Source organism: Caryophanon tenue (assembly GCF_001700315.1).
Lineage (GTDB): Bacteria > Bacillota > Bacilli > Bacillales_A > Planococcaceae > Caryophanon > Caryophanon tenue.
In genome coordinates, this window is record NZ_MASJ01000040.1 from 22,921 (window position 1) to 39,860 (window position 16,940).

Genomic DNA, 16,940 nt, shown 5'->3' on the forward strand with positions numbered 1-16,940 from the left:
AGTGTTAGCATAGCATATTTTCAAAACGCAGCGTTAAAAATCCATGCAGGGGGTTAGCGGAAATAGCGAACATTACGTAGTGCAAGACAAACAGGAATCGCAATCGCGACACCAAGGAAGTTTTGCACAATATTGCCTGGAATCGACGCGAGTGGTGCAAGCCAAAGCCCATATAAAATACCTTCGCCTATGTAATACACAACAAGCATGACCGGAATTGACACAAGCATGCCGACAATATTCCAGCCAGTATGACGCCCACGACGACTAGCTCCGTGTGCTATTTTACCAATAATATAGCCTTGTAAGCCACGTGCCACAAGCGTTATCGGTGACCATAATAACCAACCACCGAGTACATCAAATAAACCCATACCAATTGCGCCAGCCAACGCGCCTTTTTTCGGCCCAAATAAAATGGCAACGATAAATAACATCGCCGAACCTAAATGGACAAGCCCGCCATTTGCGGCAATTGGTAGCTTAATCGATAAAAAGGCTGTAGCACTAAAAACGAGCCCAATCATCATAGCTGTTTGAATTAAATCGAGTGTTGTTGTTGTTTGCTTTGAACGTGTAGATTGAAATGTTGTCAAACTAAAACAGCTCCTTGTTAATAGAATAGAGCTACTATAACGAGAAATTGAACTGTTTAAAAGGATCAATTTTTGATTATTTGTAAAGGTCAGGTTTTTAGGTAAGGTCTAAAAGTTCATTTATAAGGTAAATATTAGAATTTTAGGGTGTAATTAAATTGAAATGAGGTACAATAAAATAAAGCAAAGATTACAAAAGGAGTTTATTTATGCATAGATTGAAGAACGACCAAGATCCATCCACACTGAATATTGTACAAGTGATGGAGCATTTACATAGTTATGCAGGTGAGCGTCAGCAAAAAGGGCAACTTTCGTTGGCAGTGGAAAGTGGCGAGCGCGCGTGTAAAACATTACAACAGCTGGCGTACTTCTTGGCTGAGGCATACGAGGTAACCTACTTTACAACACCTAAACCTATTCAACGAAATAGTATAGGGAGCAACATCTGGGTACGTATGCAAAATCACAACACCGGATTTGAATGTTTTCTAACGGCTGAAAAACGTCATCAAAAAATCATACTCTATATAGCGATGGATATCACGGAAAAATGGTGGACTTCGCCAGAGCTTGAAGCAGCCATGCATGCGAAAATAACAATGGATGCACATTATTGTTATTACGCACAGTATATCGGTGAACGCGCACGGATTCGCTCACAGCTTGATTTGAAGCAACCGGCAATACAGGAAAAAATAGAGAAAATATTGATTACCTACGAGTTAAGCTATATGCCAGAACAATTTGAGGCGTTATCAAGTACAGAAATTATAAAACAACTCAAGCAAGCTTTTAATACGTTATATAAACTAGGTAGTTTTGAAGGTGCGACACGGAATGTACAAAAAAGTTCAGAAAAGCGAAAGGAAGAACAAGCAATGTATCCTAAAAATTTAATTTTATACGGCCCACCTGGAACGGGGAAAACATATCATACGGTACTATATGCGGTAGCCATTATCGAAAAAACAACGGTTGAACAGTTGGAACAGCAACCTTATGAGCAAGTATTGTCGCGTTATCAAGCATATCAAGACGCTGCGCAAATTCAATTTACAACATTCCATCAATCATACGGCTATGAAGAGTTTATAGAAGGAATTAAACCGCAAGTGAAAGAGGGCCAGCAAAGTATTTCTTACAAAGTAGAGTCTGGCGTGTTTAAACAGTTTTGTGAAGACTCGAAATCAGTGAAAGTAATGGCAGATGGACAAGAGCTTGCGCAACATGCACGTATTTGGAAAATATCACTCGGTGGCAGTGGTCACAATGAATTGAAGCAATATTGCTTTCGTGAGTCAGAAATTCGTATTGGCTGGCCAAAAGAGGTTATTGACGTAGCAAAAGAAGAAGGATATATGAATAATTCACTGCATTATTTTTTTGAAGAAATGGCACAAGGCGACATCGTTTTTTCACTGGCTAATAATAAGCACATTGATGCGATAGGGATTATTACAAGTGAGGCATTTCGTGATGAAACACCAGGAGAAGAATATCCGCACGTTCGTTATGTGAAATGGGTTGCAACAGATATTTATGAGCGTATCTATGAACTGAATGGTTCTGTAAATTTAACACTTCAAACAATTTACGAACTGACACGTATTTCATTTAGCCATGTGAAAGAATTAATTGACAAGTACAGTACTGATAATAGCACCAAAGTTGTTCGTGAGACCGATGAAAATTATGTCTTTATTATTGATGAAATTAATCGAGGAAATATTTCTAAAATTTTAGGTGAACTCATTACATTAATTGAGCCGACGAAACGCGAAGGAGCACGTGAGGAGATACGTATCGTTTTACCCTATTCAAAAGAGATGTTTAGTGTGCCGAATAATGTCTATATTATTGGAACAATGAACACAGCAGACCGTTCGATTGCTCTTTTAGACACCGCATTACGTCGCCGCTTCCAATTTATTGAACTGATGCCGTCACCGGATGTTTTGGCAAATGTATGTGTAGGCAATATTAATGTCGGAGAAATGTTGCGCGTAATAAATGAACGGATTGAAGTATTATATGACCGCGAGCACATGATTGGCCATGCTTATTTTACACCATTAATAGAAGAACCAACATTAGCGCATTTAGCACGGATTTTTGAACAGCAAATTATGCCTCTACTTCAAGAGTACTTTTATGATGATTTTGAAAAAATTGCGCTTATTTTAGCGGATGATGCGAAGGCATCGCATGAATCATTTATTCAGCAAGTGCCCATAAAAAATGTTTTTAAAACAGCATTCGATGTGCCGCGTTTTACATACATTATTAATCGAACAGCCTATAGGAATGAGGCGAGTTATCGAGGTATTTACGAATGAAACGACTGATTACCGTTACAGAACATGCGGTGTTAAGTAATCATGCTCAAGCGTCTCAGCAATACGGCTATCACTACATTGAAGCAGCAATATTTCGTCAAATCGAACAGTTTATTGAAGCACGTGAAACCTCAGAGGATGCGGGTATTCATGACTTTTTAACGCTTAGTTCACGACGAGGAGTAGGGAAAATGATTCGTGTTAAAAGTTATGTGGGGGTATTGCAAATTAGTGACGATGTCCAACTTGAAATTTTACCTAAAATTCATCGTGCCTCTACGGTAGATGCACGAAAAGCCTTTTTACATATGTTACGTACACTTCATACGTTTTCTTACAAAATGTTTTACAATAGTACGTTGCACATCGATAATTTGCCGATTTTTGAGGTGTTTATTCATGCCTATATAGAAATCATCCAGCGGTTAGTAAAGCATGGTCTTAAATGTACGTATAACGAAGTAGAAGACAATTTATATGTGATGAAGGGGAAAATTAATTTCTCGAAACATCTACAGAAAAATTTTGTTCATCAAGAGCGCTTTTTTGTACAGTATGATGAGTACAATGCCAACCGCCCAGAGAATCGGTTAATTAAAACAACGCTACATTATTTAATCAAACATTCTAGTAGTAATGAGCATGTAAAACAATTACGCCTATTACTACGTCATTTTGACCATGTACCACATAGTCGAAAGATTAAGCAAGATTTCAATGATGTGTCTTTACAACGTGATATGAAGCACTATGAATTGGCATTATCTTGGGCAAATGTTTTTTTACAGCAACAAAGCTTCAGTGCTTTCCAAGGACAACACGATGCACCAGCATTATTGTTTCCAATGGAGAAGCTATTTGAAAGTTATGTTGGTCATTTAGTGCAACAAGAGGCACGGCGAACGGGCTGGCATATTAATTTACAGGATAATCGTTATTATTTGTTTGAACGAAGCTTTGCATTAAGACCAGATATTGTCTTAACGAAAGGTACGCGCACCATTGTCATGGATGCCAAATGGAAACTATTATCGAAAACGACATCAAAGCAGCATCAAATCGCACAAGCAGACATGTATCAAATGTATGCATATGCAAAAAAATATAACGCAGAAGCTGTATATGTCATCTACCCGCTTGTTGAAGGGTTTGACGTTGCAGATTCTATTCAATTTATAAGTGATGATGGTGTTATTGTCTATGTGCAATTTCTCGATATTTTGGAAAATGCACCTGTTGTGTTGAAGCAATCTTACTAAATCGGTCAAACGATGCGATTTTCAATAATAGTTTACATGCTTTTTAGTGCATTGAATGAGAGGACACCCTATTTATACGTGCCTATACACCTGTATATTTGCTTAATTTCACCTATTCTTAAGAATAAAGACTTTTTTATAAAATACGTGTCCTGTTTAGCATTTGGGCGGTCGGGTAAACAGTGACCGTACACTTTATTTTTGAATAACAATTCATCGTAAAGGAGCTGGTACATGTGTGTGCTTTACATGACCCACGAAAGAAGTTTTATACGAAGGAATTTCCAGAGCAGGAGCAATCAACGCCTGCTTTACAACAGCAAATGACACCACAGCCGGATTGTGGAGAAACGTCTTATAAAGGATATGGCCGTTTAACAGGCCGTCATGCACTCGTAACGGGTGGGGATTCAGGTATTGGTCGCGCAGCAGCAATTGCATATGCTCGAGAAGGCGCGAATGTTGCTATTCAGTATTTCCCAGGGGAAGAACAAGATGCTGAGGAAGTAAAAGCGCTGATTGAGGAAGCGGGCCAACAAGCATTGTTATTGCCATATGATTTACGTGATGAAGGTGCAGCAACGGACATCGTGACGAAAACAGTGGAAGCGTTTGGCGCGCTCGATATTCTAGTATTAAATGCCGCACAGCAAATCGCGCAGCCAACGTTAAGCGATTTATCAATCAAGCAAGTGCAAGATACATTCCAAGTAAATATTATTAGTATGTTTGAAAGTGTAAAAGCAGCCGAGCCTTATTTACAGCCAGGCAGTGCGATTATTGCGACAACATCTGTACAGTCATTTAATCCGTCAACGTTTTTACTCGACTATGCGGCGACAAAAGGAGCAATCAGCAATTTTATCGTCAACTTAGCACCATATTTTGCGAAGTCGGGCGTGCGAATTAACGGTGTAGCACCTGGACCGATTTGGACGCCGCTTCAGCTTGACAATGGCCAGCTTGACGGCAATATCCCGAAATTTGGACAAAACGCGCCACTTGGTCGAGCGGGACAGCCAGTAGAGCTAGCGCCAGTGTATGTGTTACTTGCCTCAGACGACGCGAGTTATACGACAGGGCAAATTTACGGTGTTACAGGTGGCAGTGCGATTGATTTATAAAATACCACTCGTCATCATTTAATTTGCTTTCCCATTTTATAAATATATTTACTAATTTTTTATTCATTGTAATCACGCTCCCAAATTCAATTTAATAAATTCTTACACGCTTTACTCATCTTTGAACTTTCCAAAAAAGAATGTTTATTCCTATCGCTTTGAAGGGAATCAAATTGCAACATCGCCTATAACATCAAAGCTGTGCATCCAGTCATTTAGACGCGGTGCACAGCTTTATTTGTTACACATACCGAACCCCGTGTGAGAGGTCTTGTAGCGTATCGAGCTGTGTAATATGAATATGGTCTTGGGTACGCTGTAAAATGCCGTCATCTTCCCAGCGCTTTAAAATGCGGTTGACATGACGAGTCGTTGTACCGATTAAGTCGGCTATGTGTTGTGGTTGCTCGACAATTAAATACGCCTGTTGCTCAGTATGAATCGTACATAAATACGCAGCCAGTTTGACGCTTACAGATGATAGCGCATTGACGCGTGATAACGTTGTGCATGTTTTTAATTTAAACGCTAGCTCGCGTAATAATAGCTCGGTAAACGGTGCTTGAAAGCGCAGCGTTGATGTATAGTACGCAGTCGGTATAAATAAAAATGTACAGCGTGTAATCGCTTCGCATTGTGCTTGCACGGGGCACTCTTGAAATAATTCAACGTCCCCGATAATCGCAGGCGTTGTACAGCGGCGTAGTAACAGCGCTTTTCCATTTGCTTCAGGGCTTGTCACATAATACGTGCCACTCAGTAAAAAATAGAAGCCATCTATCATTGACCCTACTTCGGTAATGACAGCACCAGCTTCGTATACGCGCTGTTGTAACGCCACATTTGGCGATAATGTACAGCCGTAAATCGTTGAAAATTGTTCAAGGGAAGTGTGTGTCAACTGTATCACAACACCTTTCTAAAAATGCTTTATGTAGTCGTATTCTCATTGTAGCATGTTGTGTTCTGATTGTGGGGTGCTACACGCGTGGCATAACTATAATCGCGACACCGACAAGACAAATACATGCGCCAATGATGTCGTACATATCAGGCATTTGTTTATCGATGCCCCAGCCCCAAAGTAGTGAAAGAACAATAAATACACCACCGTATGCGGCATACACACGCCCAAATGACGGGAATACTTGCCACGTGGCGATAATGCCGTACAGAATAAGTGCGATACCACCAAATAAGCCGAAATAAATGGATTTCTCTTCACGTAGCCACTGCCAAATTAAATAGCCACCCCCAATTTCAGCCAGCCCTGCTAGTATAAACATGCTGCTTTTATCATCTTACCTCATCCTTTCATGCACATTTAAAAAATAGATTGTGAGAAGACCGTTGTCCTGTTCGGAAACGGTATCTCTTTATATACTACTGCAAAGGGAGGAGAAAAGATGCGATTTGTGTTGGATATAGATGGTACAATTTGTTTTGATGGGCAGAAGATTGAAAAAGCCATTGTCGAGGCGCTTGAAGCGTTAATCGAAGCGGGGCATACCGTTGTATTTGCATCTGCGCGCCCGTTACGTGATATCGCACCAGTTATTCCACGCTCACTTCAGCATTGTGCGTGGATTGGCGGCAATGGTGCATTTTATCAACAGGATGATATCGTTGAGACGGTAGCATTTGACGAGACAACGCGCAATACATTATGCGTATTACTGAAGCGTCACAATACTGCATATTTAGCGGATGGGCAGTGGGCATATGCGTATACAGGAGACAAAAAGCACGCGATTTATGCGAAAATTCATAAAGGTGACGGAGCGGAGCAATCGTTAGACGTGCTTCAGCCATTATGTAAGCTCGTTGTGTTTGAGCCGCCTACTGCCTTTTTAGATGCGTTATCGTCGTTACCTGTGACGGTATATACCCATCATGCCGAGCGAATCGTCGATATTAGCCCACAGCGTACGACCAAATATGATATGCTAAAGCGCTTTTACGATGAGCCATTTATTGTGTTTGGCAACGATGCCAATGATGAAAGTTTGTTTCGTCACGCACAGGTGAGTGTTTGTGTTGGCAACCACGCAGTCGGCACATTGGCAACGAAGCGCATTGATGTACATGACGTGGCACAAGTATTACACCAGCTAAAGGAGGAGTATGATGGAAGCGATGTACAAACTACAGCGCGGTGACGAAGTGCGCGTAATTGCGCCAAGTCGTAGCGCTGCAATTTTATCAACGGACGGTATTGCACTGGCGACCGCGTCACTACAGGAGCTTGGACTACATGTAACATTTGGAAAACATATTTTTGACTGTGATATGCAGCAATCGAGTTCGATTGACGCGCGAATTGACGACTTACATGAAGCATTTCGCGACCCGAATGTGAAAGCGATTTTAACGGTAATTGGGGGCTTTAACAGCAATGAACTACTGCCGTATATTGATTATGAACTACTAAGGCAGCATCCGAAAATATTATGTGGATATAGTGATATTACAGCGCTTGCCCATGCGATTACGGCTAAAAGTGGCTTAATGACCTATATTGGGCCTCACTTTTCAAGCTTCCAATTACGCGGCTTACATACGTATCAGCAAGATGCCTTTATGCAAATGATGATGCAAGCTGAACCATTTTCACTCACTGCTTCTCCGCAGTGGAGCGACGATGAATGGTATATCGAAAATGCCCCACGTACGTATTATGAAGGGCAGTGGCACGTGTATACAGAAGGTGTAGCAGAAGGGCGTGTATTTGGTGGTAATTTATGTACGCTAAATTTACTGCAAGGTACACCGTATATGCCAAACATTTCTGACTGCATTTTATTTGTGGAAGATGATGAATTATCGATACCCGAAACATTTGCGCGCGATTTAACATCGCTATTACAGGCGATTGGACCGATTCGTGGACTTATGATTGGGCGCTTCCAACGAAAAAGTGGCATGACGGAGGAGCTACTACATTTTATTTTGCAAAAGCATCCACAGCTTGCCGATATTCCAGTCATGTATAATGTCGATATTGGGCATACCCAGCCGCTTCTGACATTGCCAATTGGTGGGAGAGCACGAATGGATACCGCGTCACGTATGCTGACGTTTATCGAGTTTTAATATCAAAAAATATCCTTCAGCAACGACAACTGCTGAAGGATATTTCTTTTTTTCAATTTATATATCTATCAAGGTTGCTCGCCGTACATATACGTATCGATTTGCACCCATTCATCTGTCGTTAAGCTGTTCGCATAATCCATCCATTCCTCATCAGACATTTGGTTATATGCGGCTTCAATGTTTTCCACCGAAAAGTTTTCGATGATACCCGTAACGCCTTCAGCTTGAAGGGTTGTGAAAAAAGCATCCTTTATCGAAAGCGTTGCAGGTGGTGTCTCTGTTTGTTCGATATTTGTTGCGGCGACTTTTGTTGGTGGCGTTTCGCTAATTGTAAAGCCAACCGCGCCCGCTGCTAATAATGTCCCTAAACCAATCGCTAATAGTTGTTTTTTCATGATGTCATCCCCTTTTCGTGTTGCTACTTACATTATGCCCAAATAGCAAAAATGTAAACATCATTAAGAAAAACTACATGCTTTCTTAAGACTTTCTTCAGAATTATATACACTTGCTGTTAAGAACTGCTCGGTACAATGAATGTAAGAAGTAAGGAGAGGATGTTTTTATGATTGACGTACAACAATTACAACATGCCTTTCGTATTGGCAAACGAGGGCAAGAAAAGGAAGTTCATGTACTAAAGGGGATTGATTTCAGCGTGAAGGAAGGCGAAATCGTCGCCATTGTCGGCAAAAGTGGTTCAGGGAAATCTACATTATTACAAATTATTGCAGGGTTTTTACAGCCGAATGCCGGGGCTGTACATATGAAACATCAAAATATTGCACAGCTTAGTGAAAAAGAACGTGCTGCTTTTCGATTGAAAAACTTCGGCTTTATTTTTCAAAATTTCCAGCTACTACCTGGACAAAATGTCGCTGAAAATATTGAATTGCCGTTAAAATTGCGCGGGGAAAGCCCAGTCGTACGTAAGAAAAAAGTACAAGATATGCTTGCGCGTGTTGGCTTGACCGAAGTGGCAGAGCATTATCCAAATGAATTATCAGGTGGACAACAGCAGCGTGTTGCGATTGCGCGCGCACTGATTACCGACCCGCCCGTCATTTTAGCCGATGAGCCAACAGGGAGCTTGGATAGCCAAACAGAACGCGAAATTTTAACGTTTATTCAACAATTGAATGAAGAAAGTAATATTACGTTTATTATGATTACCCATGATGACGAGGTAGCATCGATTGCGCATCGTATATTGCGTATGGGTGATGGCTTACTACTGGAGGCACAACATGCGATTTAAAGACCAATTACAGTTTGTCACAAGTCATATGCGCAAAAATAAATTGCGTGTGACGATGACGATTTTAGCGGCCACAATTGGCTGTGCCTTTTTAATTGTGTTAGCATCGGTTGGGTTCGGTGTCCAGCAAACAATGGAAGATGAAATTTTACAGCAAGAAACCGTGACGCAAATTCAACTATGGGGTGACGAGGCGTTAACAGACGCAGACCGCACGAAAATCGAAAACATGGAGCATGTCAACGTTATTCAAACGAAGTCAGAGCTAGTCGGACCGGTTGAGGTAGCGTTTGAAGACCGCACGACAACGACACAGTCGATGCTTGTCGATATGGAGGCGCAACAGCAATTACCATCGAATTTAGCAGAAGGACGTTTACCAGAAGCTACGAATGAGATTGTTGTGGGGTATCATTTTGCACAAACGTTAATTAACGATGCCGATGCGCGTGAAATTGAACGTAAATCGCGTGAAGCTGAAAAAAACGGCACGTGGTATGATGGTGCAGATGAAGGCTATAAGGGCGATATTTTAGGCAAACAAGTCGACATAACGATTCCCGTGACGGTTAATACGAACGAAACGAAGCGTTTTACGGTCGTGGGGATTTTAGAAAAGCCAGGCTATGATTGGTATATTGATAACCAAGTTCAATTTATAGATGCACTTCAAGCAGATTTACCGATGTTGGACTTGTCACCGTCAACCACGATCTTTGTCGATACATTAGAATATGTGATACCAACACTTGATGCATTAAAAGAACAAGGGTATCAAGTATATTCAGTAGTCGAGGAATTAAAAGAAGTGGAAATCTTCTTCTTTATTTTCAAAGCTGGTCTCATTTTCATCGGTACAATTGCGGTCTTAATTTCATCAATTGGTATTTTCAACACGATGACAATGGCAGTGACAGAGCGTACGCGTGAAATTGGCGTCTTAAAAGCAATTGGTGCATCACCGTCATTAATTCAGCGTCTATTTTTAATGGAGAGCGCATTTATCGGCATTATTGGTACCGTATTAGCGATTATTATTTCTTATACAATTAGTATCGGGGTCAACGCGATACTTCCAATGATTTTAGCCACATCTTTAGGAGAAGGCAGTGACGGCTTAACAAACTTTACGTTCTCAGCCATTCCACTAAGCTTAGTGCTTGTAGCAAGTGCGATTAGTTTGGGCGTTGCGATGATTTCAGGATGGCGTCCAGCGCGTAAATCGACAAATATTGAAGTTATTCAGGCACTTCGTCAAGAATTATAAAAGCCGAAAAGTGTTACGAGAAATATCGATATTTCTCGTAACACTTTGTTTTGTCCAAGTCTTTTTTGTGACGTGCGAAAAAACACTAGACAGCACGTATTTCGATACGAAAAAAATTTGTACATTATGTGATGGATTATGTACATTACACGCCAAAATTTTTTCGTATGGAAAACGAACTAAAAGAATGGCGTAACCGCTTTCATAAAACGTGTCGAAATCATGTCAGACATGTAATAAATTATAGTCAATATGACATTTGTCACTTCTTGAATAAACGAGAATTCTATAAGCTTTTCTGAGAAGCAAACGAGCATGAAGGAGAATTTTGAGTGACGAAAAAAGTAGCATGGATAACAGATACAGCTGCCTTGTTATCCCCAGCATTTATTGCGCAGCACAATATACATGTATTACCGCTAGTAATGGTATTTGAAGAAGGTTCATTTAAAGAAACAGTTGATATGACACATGACGAGTTTTACGATAAATTACGTAAATCAGCAACACAACCAAAAACATCACAGCCAAACTTTGGCGAGCACGTCGCATTATATGAGCGCTTAAAAGCAGAAGGCTATGATTACGCGATTGCGATTCACGTATCAGGCCAACAATCAGGTACAGTGGCATCTGCTCCAATGGCGGCAGAGCAAGCTGGCTTTACGACATATGCAATTGACGGACGTATCGGCTCATATCCAATGCAACGTATGCTTGAGCATGCGATGGATTTGCACAAACAAGGTGCAACGCCAGAGCAAATTATAGCGGGTGTCAACGCATTGCGTGACCGCTCATCTTTATCATTTATTCCAGCGAGCTTAACGCAATTACACAAAAGTGGCCGCGTATCAGGCACAGCGATGTTTATTAGTAACTTATTAAACATTAAGCTTGTTATTTCATATGATAAAGAAGGTACATGTTTCGTTGAAAAAAAAGTACGTGCAGATAAACGCGCGCGTAAAGAAATTATCGAGCTATTTGAAGCGGACGTAAAACAAGCGGGCGTAGATGAAGCTGCGATTATTAACTGTAATGATGAAACTGCAGCCCAAATGTGGAAGCAGGAATTGCAAGCACAATATCCGAACACAAACTTTATTACATTGCCTCTTTCAGCAGCAGTAGGTGTCCATGCTGGTGAAGGAACAATTGGCTTAACATGGGTTCGTAACGCATAAAGAAGCAAACACTGAGCGAAATAGCATCGCTCAGTGTTTTTTTGTCATCAATATGACAGTCCTGGATAAAAAGAACTGTATAGCGGGTAAAATATCCATTTTTCACGCCTTTTATCACATGCTTCTGTACTAAAATGCACAGTAGTTATTAAAAATAATTTCTTTTATTTGGCTAATTAAGAATAAAAATGGCGAATACAGCCTATTTTTCGTGATTTTTATTACAGGAGTGTTACAAAATAATATAAAAAGAATGTTTGTTCGTGTGGTGGTAATGTTTCTGTAACATTTCTTTCTTCTATTTGTTACATAGCTGAAATATAAAGATAGTAAGATAGGTACATGGATGAAATACTGAACGAACTATAACGGAGGGAATTCATGCCAATCAAAAAACTATTTGCTTTCTTAGGGACAACATTTTTAGCGTTTGCTTTATTTGCTGCACCAACAGAAGCGGCTACATATACAGTCACAGAGGGCGATTCTTTATTTAAAATCGCACAAAAGCACGGCATTACGGTAGCAAAATTAAAAACGACAAATAACTTAAAATCAAATACAATTCAAGCTGGTCAACAATTAGTTGTACCAACTGCAAAAGAAACAACGTCAAAATCGACAGCAACTTCAGCAACAGCACAAGTTGCAGAAAATATGGCGCAGCAACAAACAACAAAGCCAGCTGTTAAAGAAGAACGCGCATATAAAACAATTCGTGTAACGTCAACAGCGTACACAGCGTATTGCCGTGGTTGTTCAGGTGTCACAGCAACAGGCATTAACTTAAAGAAAAACCCAAACATGAAAGTGATTGCGGTTGACCCACGTGTTATCCCACTTGGTTCAAAAGTGTGGGTTGAAGGATACGGGGAAGCAATTGCCGGCGATACAGGCGGCGCAATTAAAGGAAATAAAATTGATGTATTTTTACCAACAACAGCAAAAGCCAAAAACTGGGGTCGTCGTACAGTGACGATTAAAGTATATCAATAAATAGTTGTTGACGACGTCAGCACGAAAACCAAAAGGAAGTATTGCTACTAGCAATTTTTCCTTTTGGTTTTTTTATTGCCTGTATGCTTCACCGCATTGTGTCAACAGCGTTGAAGAAATATGGTACGATACACATACACATGTACATCCAAAAAAATTTCGTCGTGAAGGTGAGGGACTGTTATGGATGTCAATGAACGATATGAAGAGGCACGTCAGTTAATCGCGCATACGCCCGCAAAAGCGATGGATATATTGCCAACGCTTTATGAGGAATGTGTCGCAGTCGGAGCATATGACAAAGTAATGAAATGCTACGTCAATTTAGCATATAGCTATTATAATGTGGGCAATATAAAACGTGCGTATGAAATGACCAATGATTATGAACGTCTATGCGCGGATTTTGGGTTAGCCATTGCCTGTGCTTACTATTACCCACTACTTGCAACACAGTATGCAGCGCTTGGTGATAAGGAGCAATGCTTTTTTTACCGCAAAGCAGCCATGACGCATGCACAGACACAGTACATGGAAGAAAAAACGGAAGAGTTGTTACTATTATATTTTGCGAATGCCAAACTATATGCGATGCAATTGACAAACGATAACCAATTTGACGAAGCATTAGTCGTTGTCAAAACGATTGAACCTTTTTTACCGTTTGTGCCATCGATGAACGTCAATCGTGTTGAGTTTTATAGCCAGTATGCGTATATTGCACTACAAAAAAACAGCTCGCGCTTGCAACACAGTTAATGGACTATATGCGTCATGAACCGTTATTACAAGACCCTAACTATATTCGTGGGCATGGTAATTTTTTTATATTGCAAATGGAAATGTGGCGTCAACAGCAGCGTTATGATGATATTTATGAAGAAGGCTTACGCATATTACCAATACTTACACCAATCGCACCATTAATGTGTCTTGTTGTCGAAAAATATAAAGCATGTGCTGTTGAAAGTGGCAATCTGGCATTTCTCGTGGCAGCACATCAGTTTTATATTACATCGTTAAAAGGACAGCTTGCGTTAAACACGGAGCAAGAGCTCGCAAAACGGAAGCAGCAAGAGCTTCAATACATTGCGACGCATGATACGCTAACAGATGTATACAACCGTCGTTTTTTAGAAAAGGAAGCAACGACATATTTAGCGCAAGGCGACCGCGTGACGATGGCGATTTTTGATGTAGATAAATTTAAACAGTTAAATGATACGTATGGTCATGCAGTTGGAGATGCGCTACTCGTATATCTTGGCGAAGTGGCACAGTCACACTGTACAGTCGGTATACAATTTATTGCGCGTTACGGTGGCGATGAATTTGTCTTTGTATGCCACGGAAACTCGTTGCGCTACCGGACTGTTTTTAATGCACTTCAACAAACAACATGGACATACGGGGACATTACGATCCAGTTGTCGATTAGTATGGGCGTTGCCGTTCGTCAACATACATCGTATGAAGAATTATTTGCCGCAGCGGACGAAGCGCTTTACAAAGCAAAGGAAACACGCGGTGTATTACATGTAGAGGAGACATCCATATGTTAAACGAACAACTACTCACTGCGAAACAAGCGTTGCTGCAAGGACGTATGACAGAAGCATATGAATTACTCGAAATATTACTTCCTGCATTTGAACAAGCGCAGCAATACGCACAATACGTCGAGTGTTACGCGCATATCGCGACGATTCATTATAATGAAGGGCGTTATGAAGAAAGTTTTACGATGGCGAATTTATATGAGTCTTTGTGTAGCCGTTACCGCATAACACCAGTGAGTGAACATTATGAGCCGCTCATTGGTGCGCAGTATTATATTCAGCACGAATACGAAGCGGCATTACCGTATTTTTTACGTGCGGCTACTTCTGCAAAAACGAACGACGCGCAGTCCTTTTATACATCGAATTGTAAAATGGCTGTAACAATGCTATATGAAGCTTGCACAGTTAGAAGAAGCGACAGCGTTAACACATGAAGTCATGGCGTATTTACAAACGGCGGATGTTGAAATACTCGAGTATGTAGAATGGCATATTTTACAAATGGCTATCGCAATTGAAATAAACGATGAACAAGCAGTGATGCGTCTACGTGATATCATTGCTCATTTACTACCGTTACTGCCGGCAGAATATCGCCGAACACGTAGTTATTATGAAGAGACGATTATTGCCTATTATGTACGGACCGGGCAAGTAGAGGCGGCATGTCAGCAATATACGCAATATATAGCGTATTTACAGCAAGTCGATGTACCTGAACAGCATGTACGTCATATATACGAGCAGTGGGTCGACGTTGCAGAACGAGAAGCAGTGCTACATCTTGAGGCATTACAGCAATATAGTATATATTTAGAAACATGCCTCTCACAAAAGCTCGAAGCGGAAATGGCAACGAAAACGGATAGCTTAACGGCACTCATTCATAAAGATACATTGACCGGTAGTTATACACGTCATTACTTGGAACAGCAAGGTGCGCGCTTTGTCGCAGAAGGAGCGGTGAGTGTAGCGGTGTTTGACTGTGATCGTTTTAAGCGCTTAAATGATACATATGGTCATGTAATGGGCGATACCGTATTACGTATCATCGCGACAACGTTAGAAGCCGTGATGCCTCCCGATTCTTTTTTAGCACGCTACGGTGGTGATGAGTTTGTGATTGTGACGAAGCGACGGGCGACAGATTTGATTACCTTATTTCAAGCGGTGCAAGGACAGTTTGTAGAAGAAGCGCCACACCTTTGTATTTCGATTAGTATGGGCATTGTGGAAAGCATGCCACATGAAACGTTTTCAGACATTTTTGTGCGCGCGGATGCCGCATTATATGAAGCAAAACGCCAAGGACGCGGACGCTACGTTATCGCGTAAGACAAAATAGTTTACTAAATACCGGAGAGGGTATATAGTAATAGAACAAAGTGTTCCGCGTGAACACGCATTTAAAGGAGCTTATGCATGGCGATTTTACACGTAAAAACAGAACAACAATTAGTGGAAGAAGCACAAAAAGGAAAACCGATTTTCTTAAACTTCTGGGCACCGTGGTGTGGTCCATGTCAAATGTTTGCGAATGTGTTAAACGAAATTGACGAAGATTTACAAGATAAAATTCAAATTGTGAAAGTAAACTCAGACGAATCACCAGAGCTTGCAGCAATTTTCGAAGTACAAGGCATTCCGCACTCACGTTTAGTCATTGGTAATAGCATGTCAGAGCCACTTGTTGGCGCATTACCATACGAACAATTAAAAGATGTATTAGAACAGTACTTAGCGACACTTGACTAATAAAAAGAGACTGGGACATAAGTATTTCTAGTCTCGACGAAAAAGGGGGATTGCCTAGGCAATCTCCCTTTTTCGTCGATTTTGTCTATATTTATAGCGAGCGGTCATTCACTGACCGCTCGTAAGCGATATTTTCGTAAATTCACGGCCATCAACGCCAAGCCGATTTCATTTTTCACCTTCGGTTTTCCTCGAACAGAAAAACGTGTGAACCCTAAAATAGCCTTCAAAAATCCAAAAACGGGCTCTACGTCTATTTTACGCTGACGGTAGATGGCAGCTGTTTCTGGTTCTGAAAGCTTGTGTCGTACATATTCTTTTTTCTTTTCCCATCGTGTGTTCACCAACATCTTTCGGTTTGTACCCTCTTGTGCCGTCGTACATTGTGAGCGTAAGGGGCATCCTGAACAATCTTCGCAATGATAGACCTTGAATTCACGTGTGAACTGTTCACGGTCAATTGATTGAAAGCGCATGTTCTTTCCGTTTGGACACGTATAC

At 40.8% G+C, this 16,940-nt stretch carries 19 protein-coding genes; 14 read left to right on the forward strand and 5 right to left on the reverse strand.

The features are described 5' to 3' along the window. Positions 1-53 precede the first annotated feature (53 nt). Positions 54-596: an ECF transporter S component gene (locus tag A6M13_RS14995; protein WP_066548353.1), complete on the reverse strand. Its 543-nt coding sequence runs from the start codon at positions 594-596 to the stop codon at positions 54-56. Between the two features lie 209 nt (positions 597-805). On the opposite strand from A6M13_RS14995, the gene A6M13_RS15000 reads away from it, so the two are divergent. From A6M13_RS15000 to A6M13_RS15010, 3 genes are all read left to right on the forward strand, one after another. After that, positions 806-2,935 (forward strand): AAA family ATPase, encoded by a 2,130-nt coding sequence (locus tag A6M13_RS15000; protein ID WP_066548354.1) that lies wholly within the window; start codon positions 806-808, stop codon positions 2,933-2,935. Continuing rightward, complete coding sequence (locus A6M13_RS15005; protein ID WP_083998405.1) at positions 2,932-4,194, forward strand: McrC family protein; 1,263 nt, start codon at positions 2,932-2,934, stop codon at positions 4,192-4,194. The genes A6M13_RS15000 and A6M13_RS15005 overlap by 4 nt, the downstream gene beginning before the upstream one ends. Positions 4,195-4,430: 236 nt before the next feature. Continuing rightward, complete coding sequence (locus A6M13_RS15010; RefSeq protein WP_066548356.1) at positions 4,431-5,318, forward strand: SDR family oxidoreductase; 888 nt, start codon at positions 4,431-4,433, stop codon at positions 5,316-5,318. A gap of 241 nt (positions 5,319-5,559) precedes the next feature. Here the strand turns inward: A6M13_RS15010 and A6M13_RS15015 are convergent, their stop codons facing one another. Both A6M13_RS15015 and A6M13_RS15020 read right to left on the reverse strand, forming a co-directional pair. Next, on the reverse strand, positions 5,560-6,219 hold the full coding sequence (locus A6M13_RS15015) for a Crp/Fnr family transcriptional regulator (RefSeq protein WP_066548358.1): 660 nt from the start codon (positions 6,217-6,219) through the stop codon (positions 5,560-5,562). 79 nt (positions 6,220-6,298) lie between these two features. Then, entirely contained in the window at positions 6,299-6,604 is a 306-nt protein-coding gene (locus A6M13_RS15020) for a YnfA family protein (RefSeq protein WP_066548360.1), read from the reverse strand. 120 nt (positions 6,605-6,724) lie between these two features. Between A6M13_RS15020 and A6M13_RS15025 the strand changes: the two genes are divergently transcribed. After that, on the forward strand, positions 6,725-7,477 hold the full coding sequence (locus A6M13_RS15025; RefSeq protein WP_066548362.1) for an HAD hydrolase family protein: 753 nt from the start codon (positions 6,725-6,727) through the stop codon (positions 7,475-7,477). Continuing rightward, positions 7,446-8,411, forward strand: a complete 966-nt coding sequence (locus A6M13_RS15030) for a S66 family peptidase (protein ID WP_066548365.1) — start codon at positions 7,446-7,448, stop codon at positions 8,409-8,411. Before A6M13_RS15025 ends, A6M13_RS15030 begins: the two co-directional genes overlap by 32 nt. Positions 8,412-8,479: 68 nt before the next feature. Here A6M13_RS15030 and A6M13_RS15035 read toward each other — a convergent pair whose 3' ends face one another. Further along, positions 8,480-8,809 (reverse strand): hypothetical protein, encoded by a 330-nt coding sequence (locus A6M13_RS15035; RefSeq protein WP_066548367.1) that lies wholly within the window; start codon positions 8,807-8,809, stop codon positions 8,480-8,482. Between the two features lie 170 nt (positions 8,810-8,979). Between A6M13_RS15035 and A6M13_RS15040 the strand changes: the two genes are divergently transcribed. From A6M13_RS15040 to A6M13_RS15080, 9 genes are all read left to right on the forward strand, one after another. Next, the gene (locus A6M13_RS15040; protein WP_066548369.1) at positions 8,980-9,672 is read left to right on the forward strand and encodes an ABC transporter ATP-binding protein; all 693 of its coding nucleotides are present in this window, start codon (positions 8,980-8,982) and stop codon (positions 9,670-9,672) included. Continuing rightward, positions 9,662-10,939, forward strand: coding sequence for an ABC transporter permease (locus A6M13_RS15045; RefSeq protein WP_066548372.1), 1,278 nt, complete (start codon positions 9,662-9,664; stop codon positions 10,937-10,939). Before A6M13_RS15040 ends, A6M13_RS15045 begins: the two co-directional genes overlap by 11 nt. A gap of 332 nt (positions 10,940-11,271) precedes the next feature. Further along, positions 11,272-12,126 carry a DegV family protein gene (locus tag A6M13_RS15050; RefSeq protein ID WP_066548375.1) on the forward strand — a complete coding sequence of 285 codons (855 nt, stop codon included), beginning with the start codon at positions 11,272-11,274 and terminating at the stop codon, positions 12,124-12,126. A gap of 387 nt (positions 12,127-12,513) precedes the next feature. Next, positions 12,514-13,122 (forward strand): 3D domain-containing protein, encoded by a 609-nt coding sequence (locus A6M13_RS15055; RefSeq protein ID WP_066548404.1) that lies wholly within the window; start codon positions 12,514-12,516, stop codon positions 13,120-13,122. A gap of 183 nt (positions 13,123-13,305) precedes the next feature. Beyond that, positions 13,306-13,881: a hypothetical protein gene (locus tag A6M13_RS15060; RefSeq protein WP_066548384.1), complete on the forward strand. Its 576-nt coding sequence runs from the start codon at positions 13,306-13,308 to the stop codon at positions 13,879-13,881. 8 nt (positions 13,882-13,889) lie between these two features. Next, entirely contained in the window at positions 13,890-14,684 is a 795-nt protein-coding gene (locus tag A6M13_RS15065; RefSeq protein ID WP_169817459.1) for a GGDEF domain-containing protein, read from the forward strand. After that, positions 14,678-15,118, forward strand: a complete 441-nt coding sequence (locus A6M13_RS15070) for a hypothetical protein (protein WP_066548389.1) — start codon at positions 14,678-14,680, stop codon at positions 15,116-15,118. The genes A6M13_RS15065 and A6M13_RS15070 overlap by 7 nt, the downstream gene beginning before the upstream one ends. Continuing rightward, positions 15,075-16,019, forward strand: coding sequence for a GGDEF domain-containing protein (locus A6M13_RS15075; protein ID WP_066548391.1), 945 nt, complete (start codon positions 15,075-15,077; stop codon positions 16,017-16,019). Before A6M13_RS15070 ends, A6M13_RS15075 begins: the two co-directional genes overlap by 44 nt. A gap of 87 nt (positions 16,020-16,106) precedes the next feature. Further along, a complete protein-coding gene (locus tag A6M13_RS15080) occupies positions 16,107-16,439 on the forward strand; it encodes a thioredoxin family protein (RefSeq protein ID WP_066548393.1) in 333 nt (110 codons plus the stop codon). Between the two features lie 104 nt (positions 16,440-16,543). Here the strand turns inward: A6M13_RS15080 and A6M13_RS15085 are convergent. Beyond that, positions 16,544-16,940: transposase (locus A6M13_RS15085; protein ID WP_141680978.1), on the reverse strand; the 397-nt coding region annotated here is incomplete at its 5' end.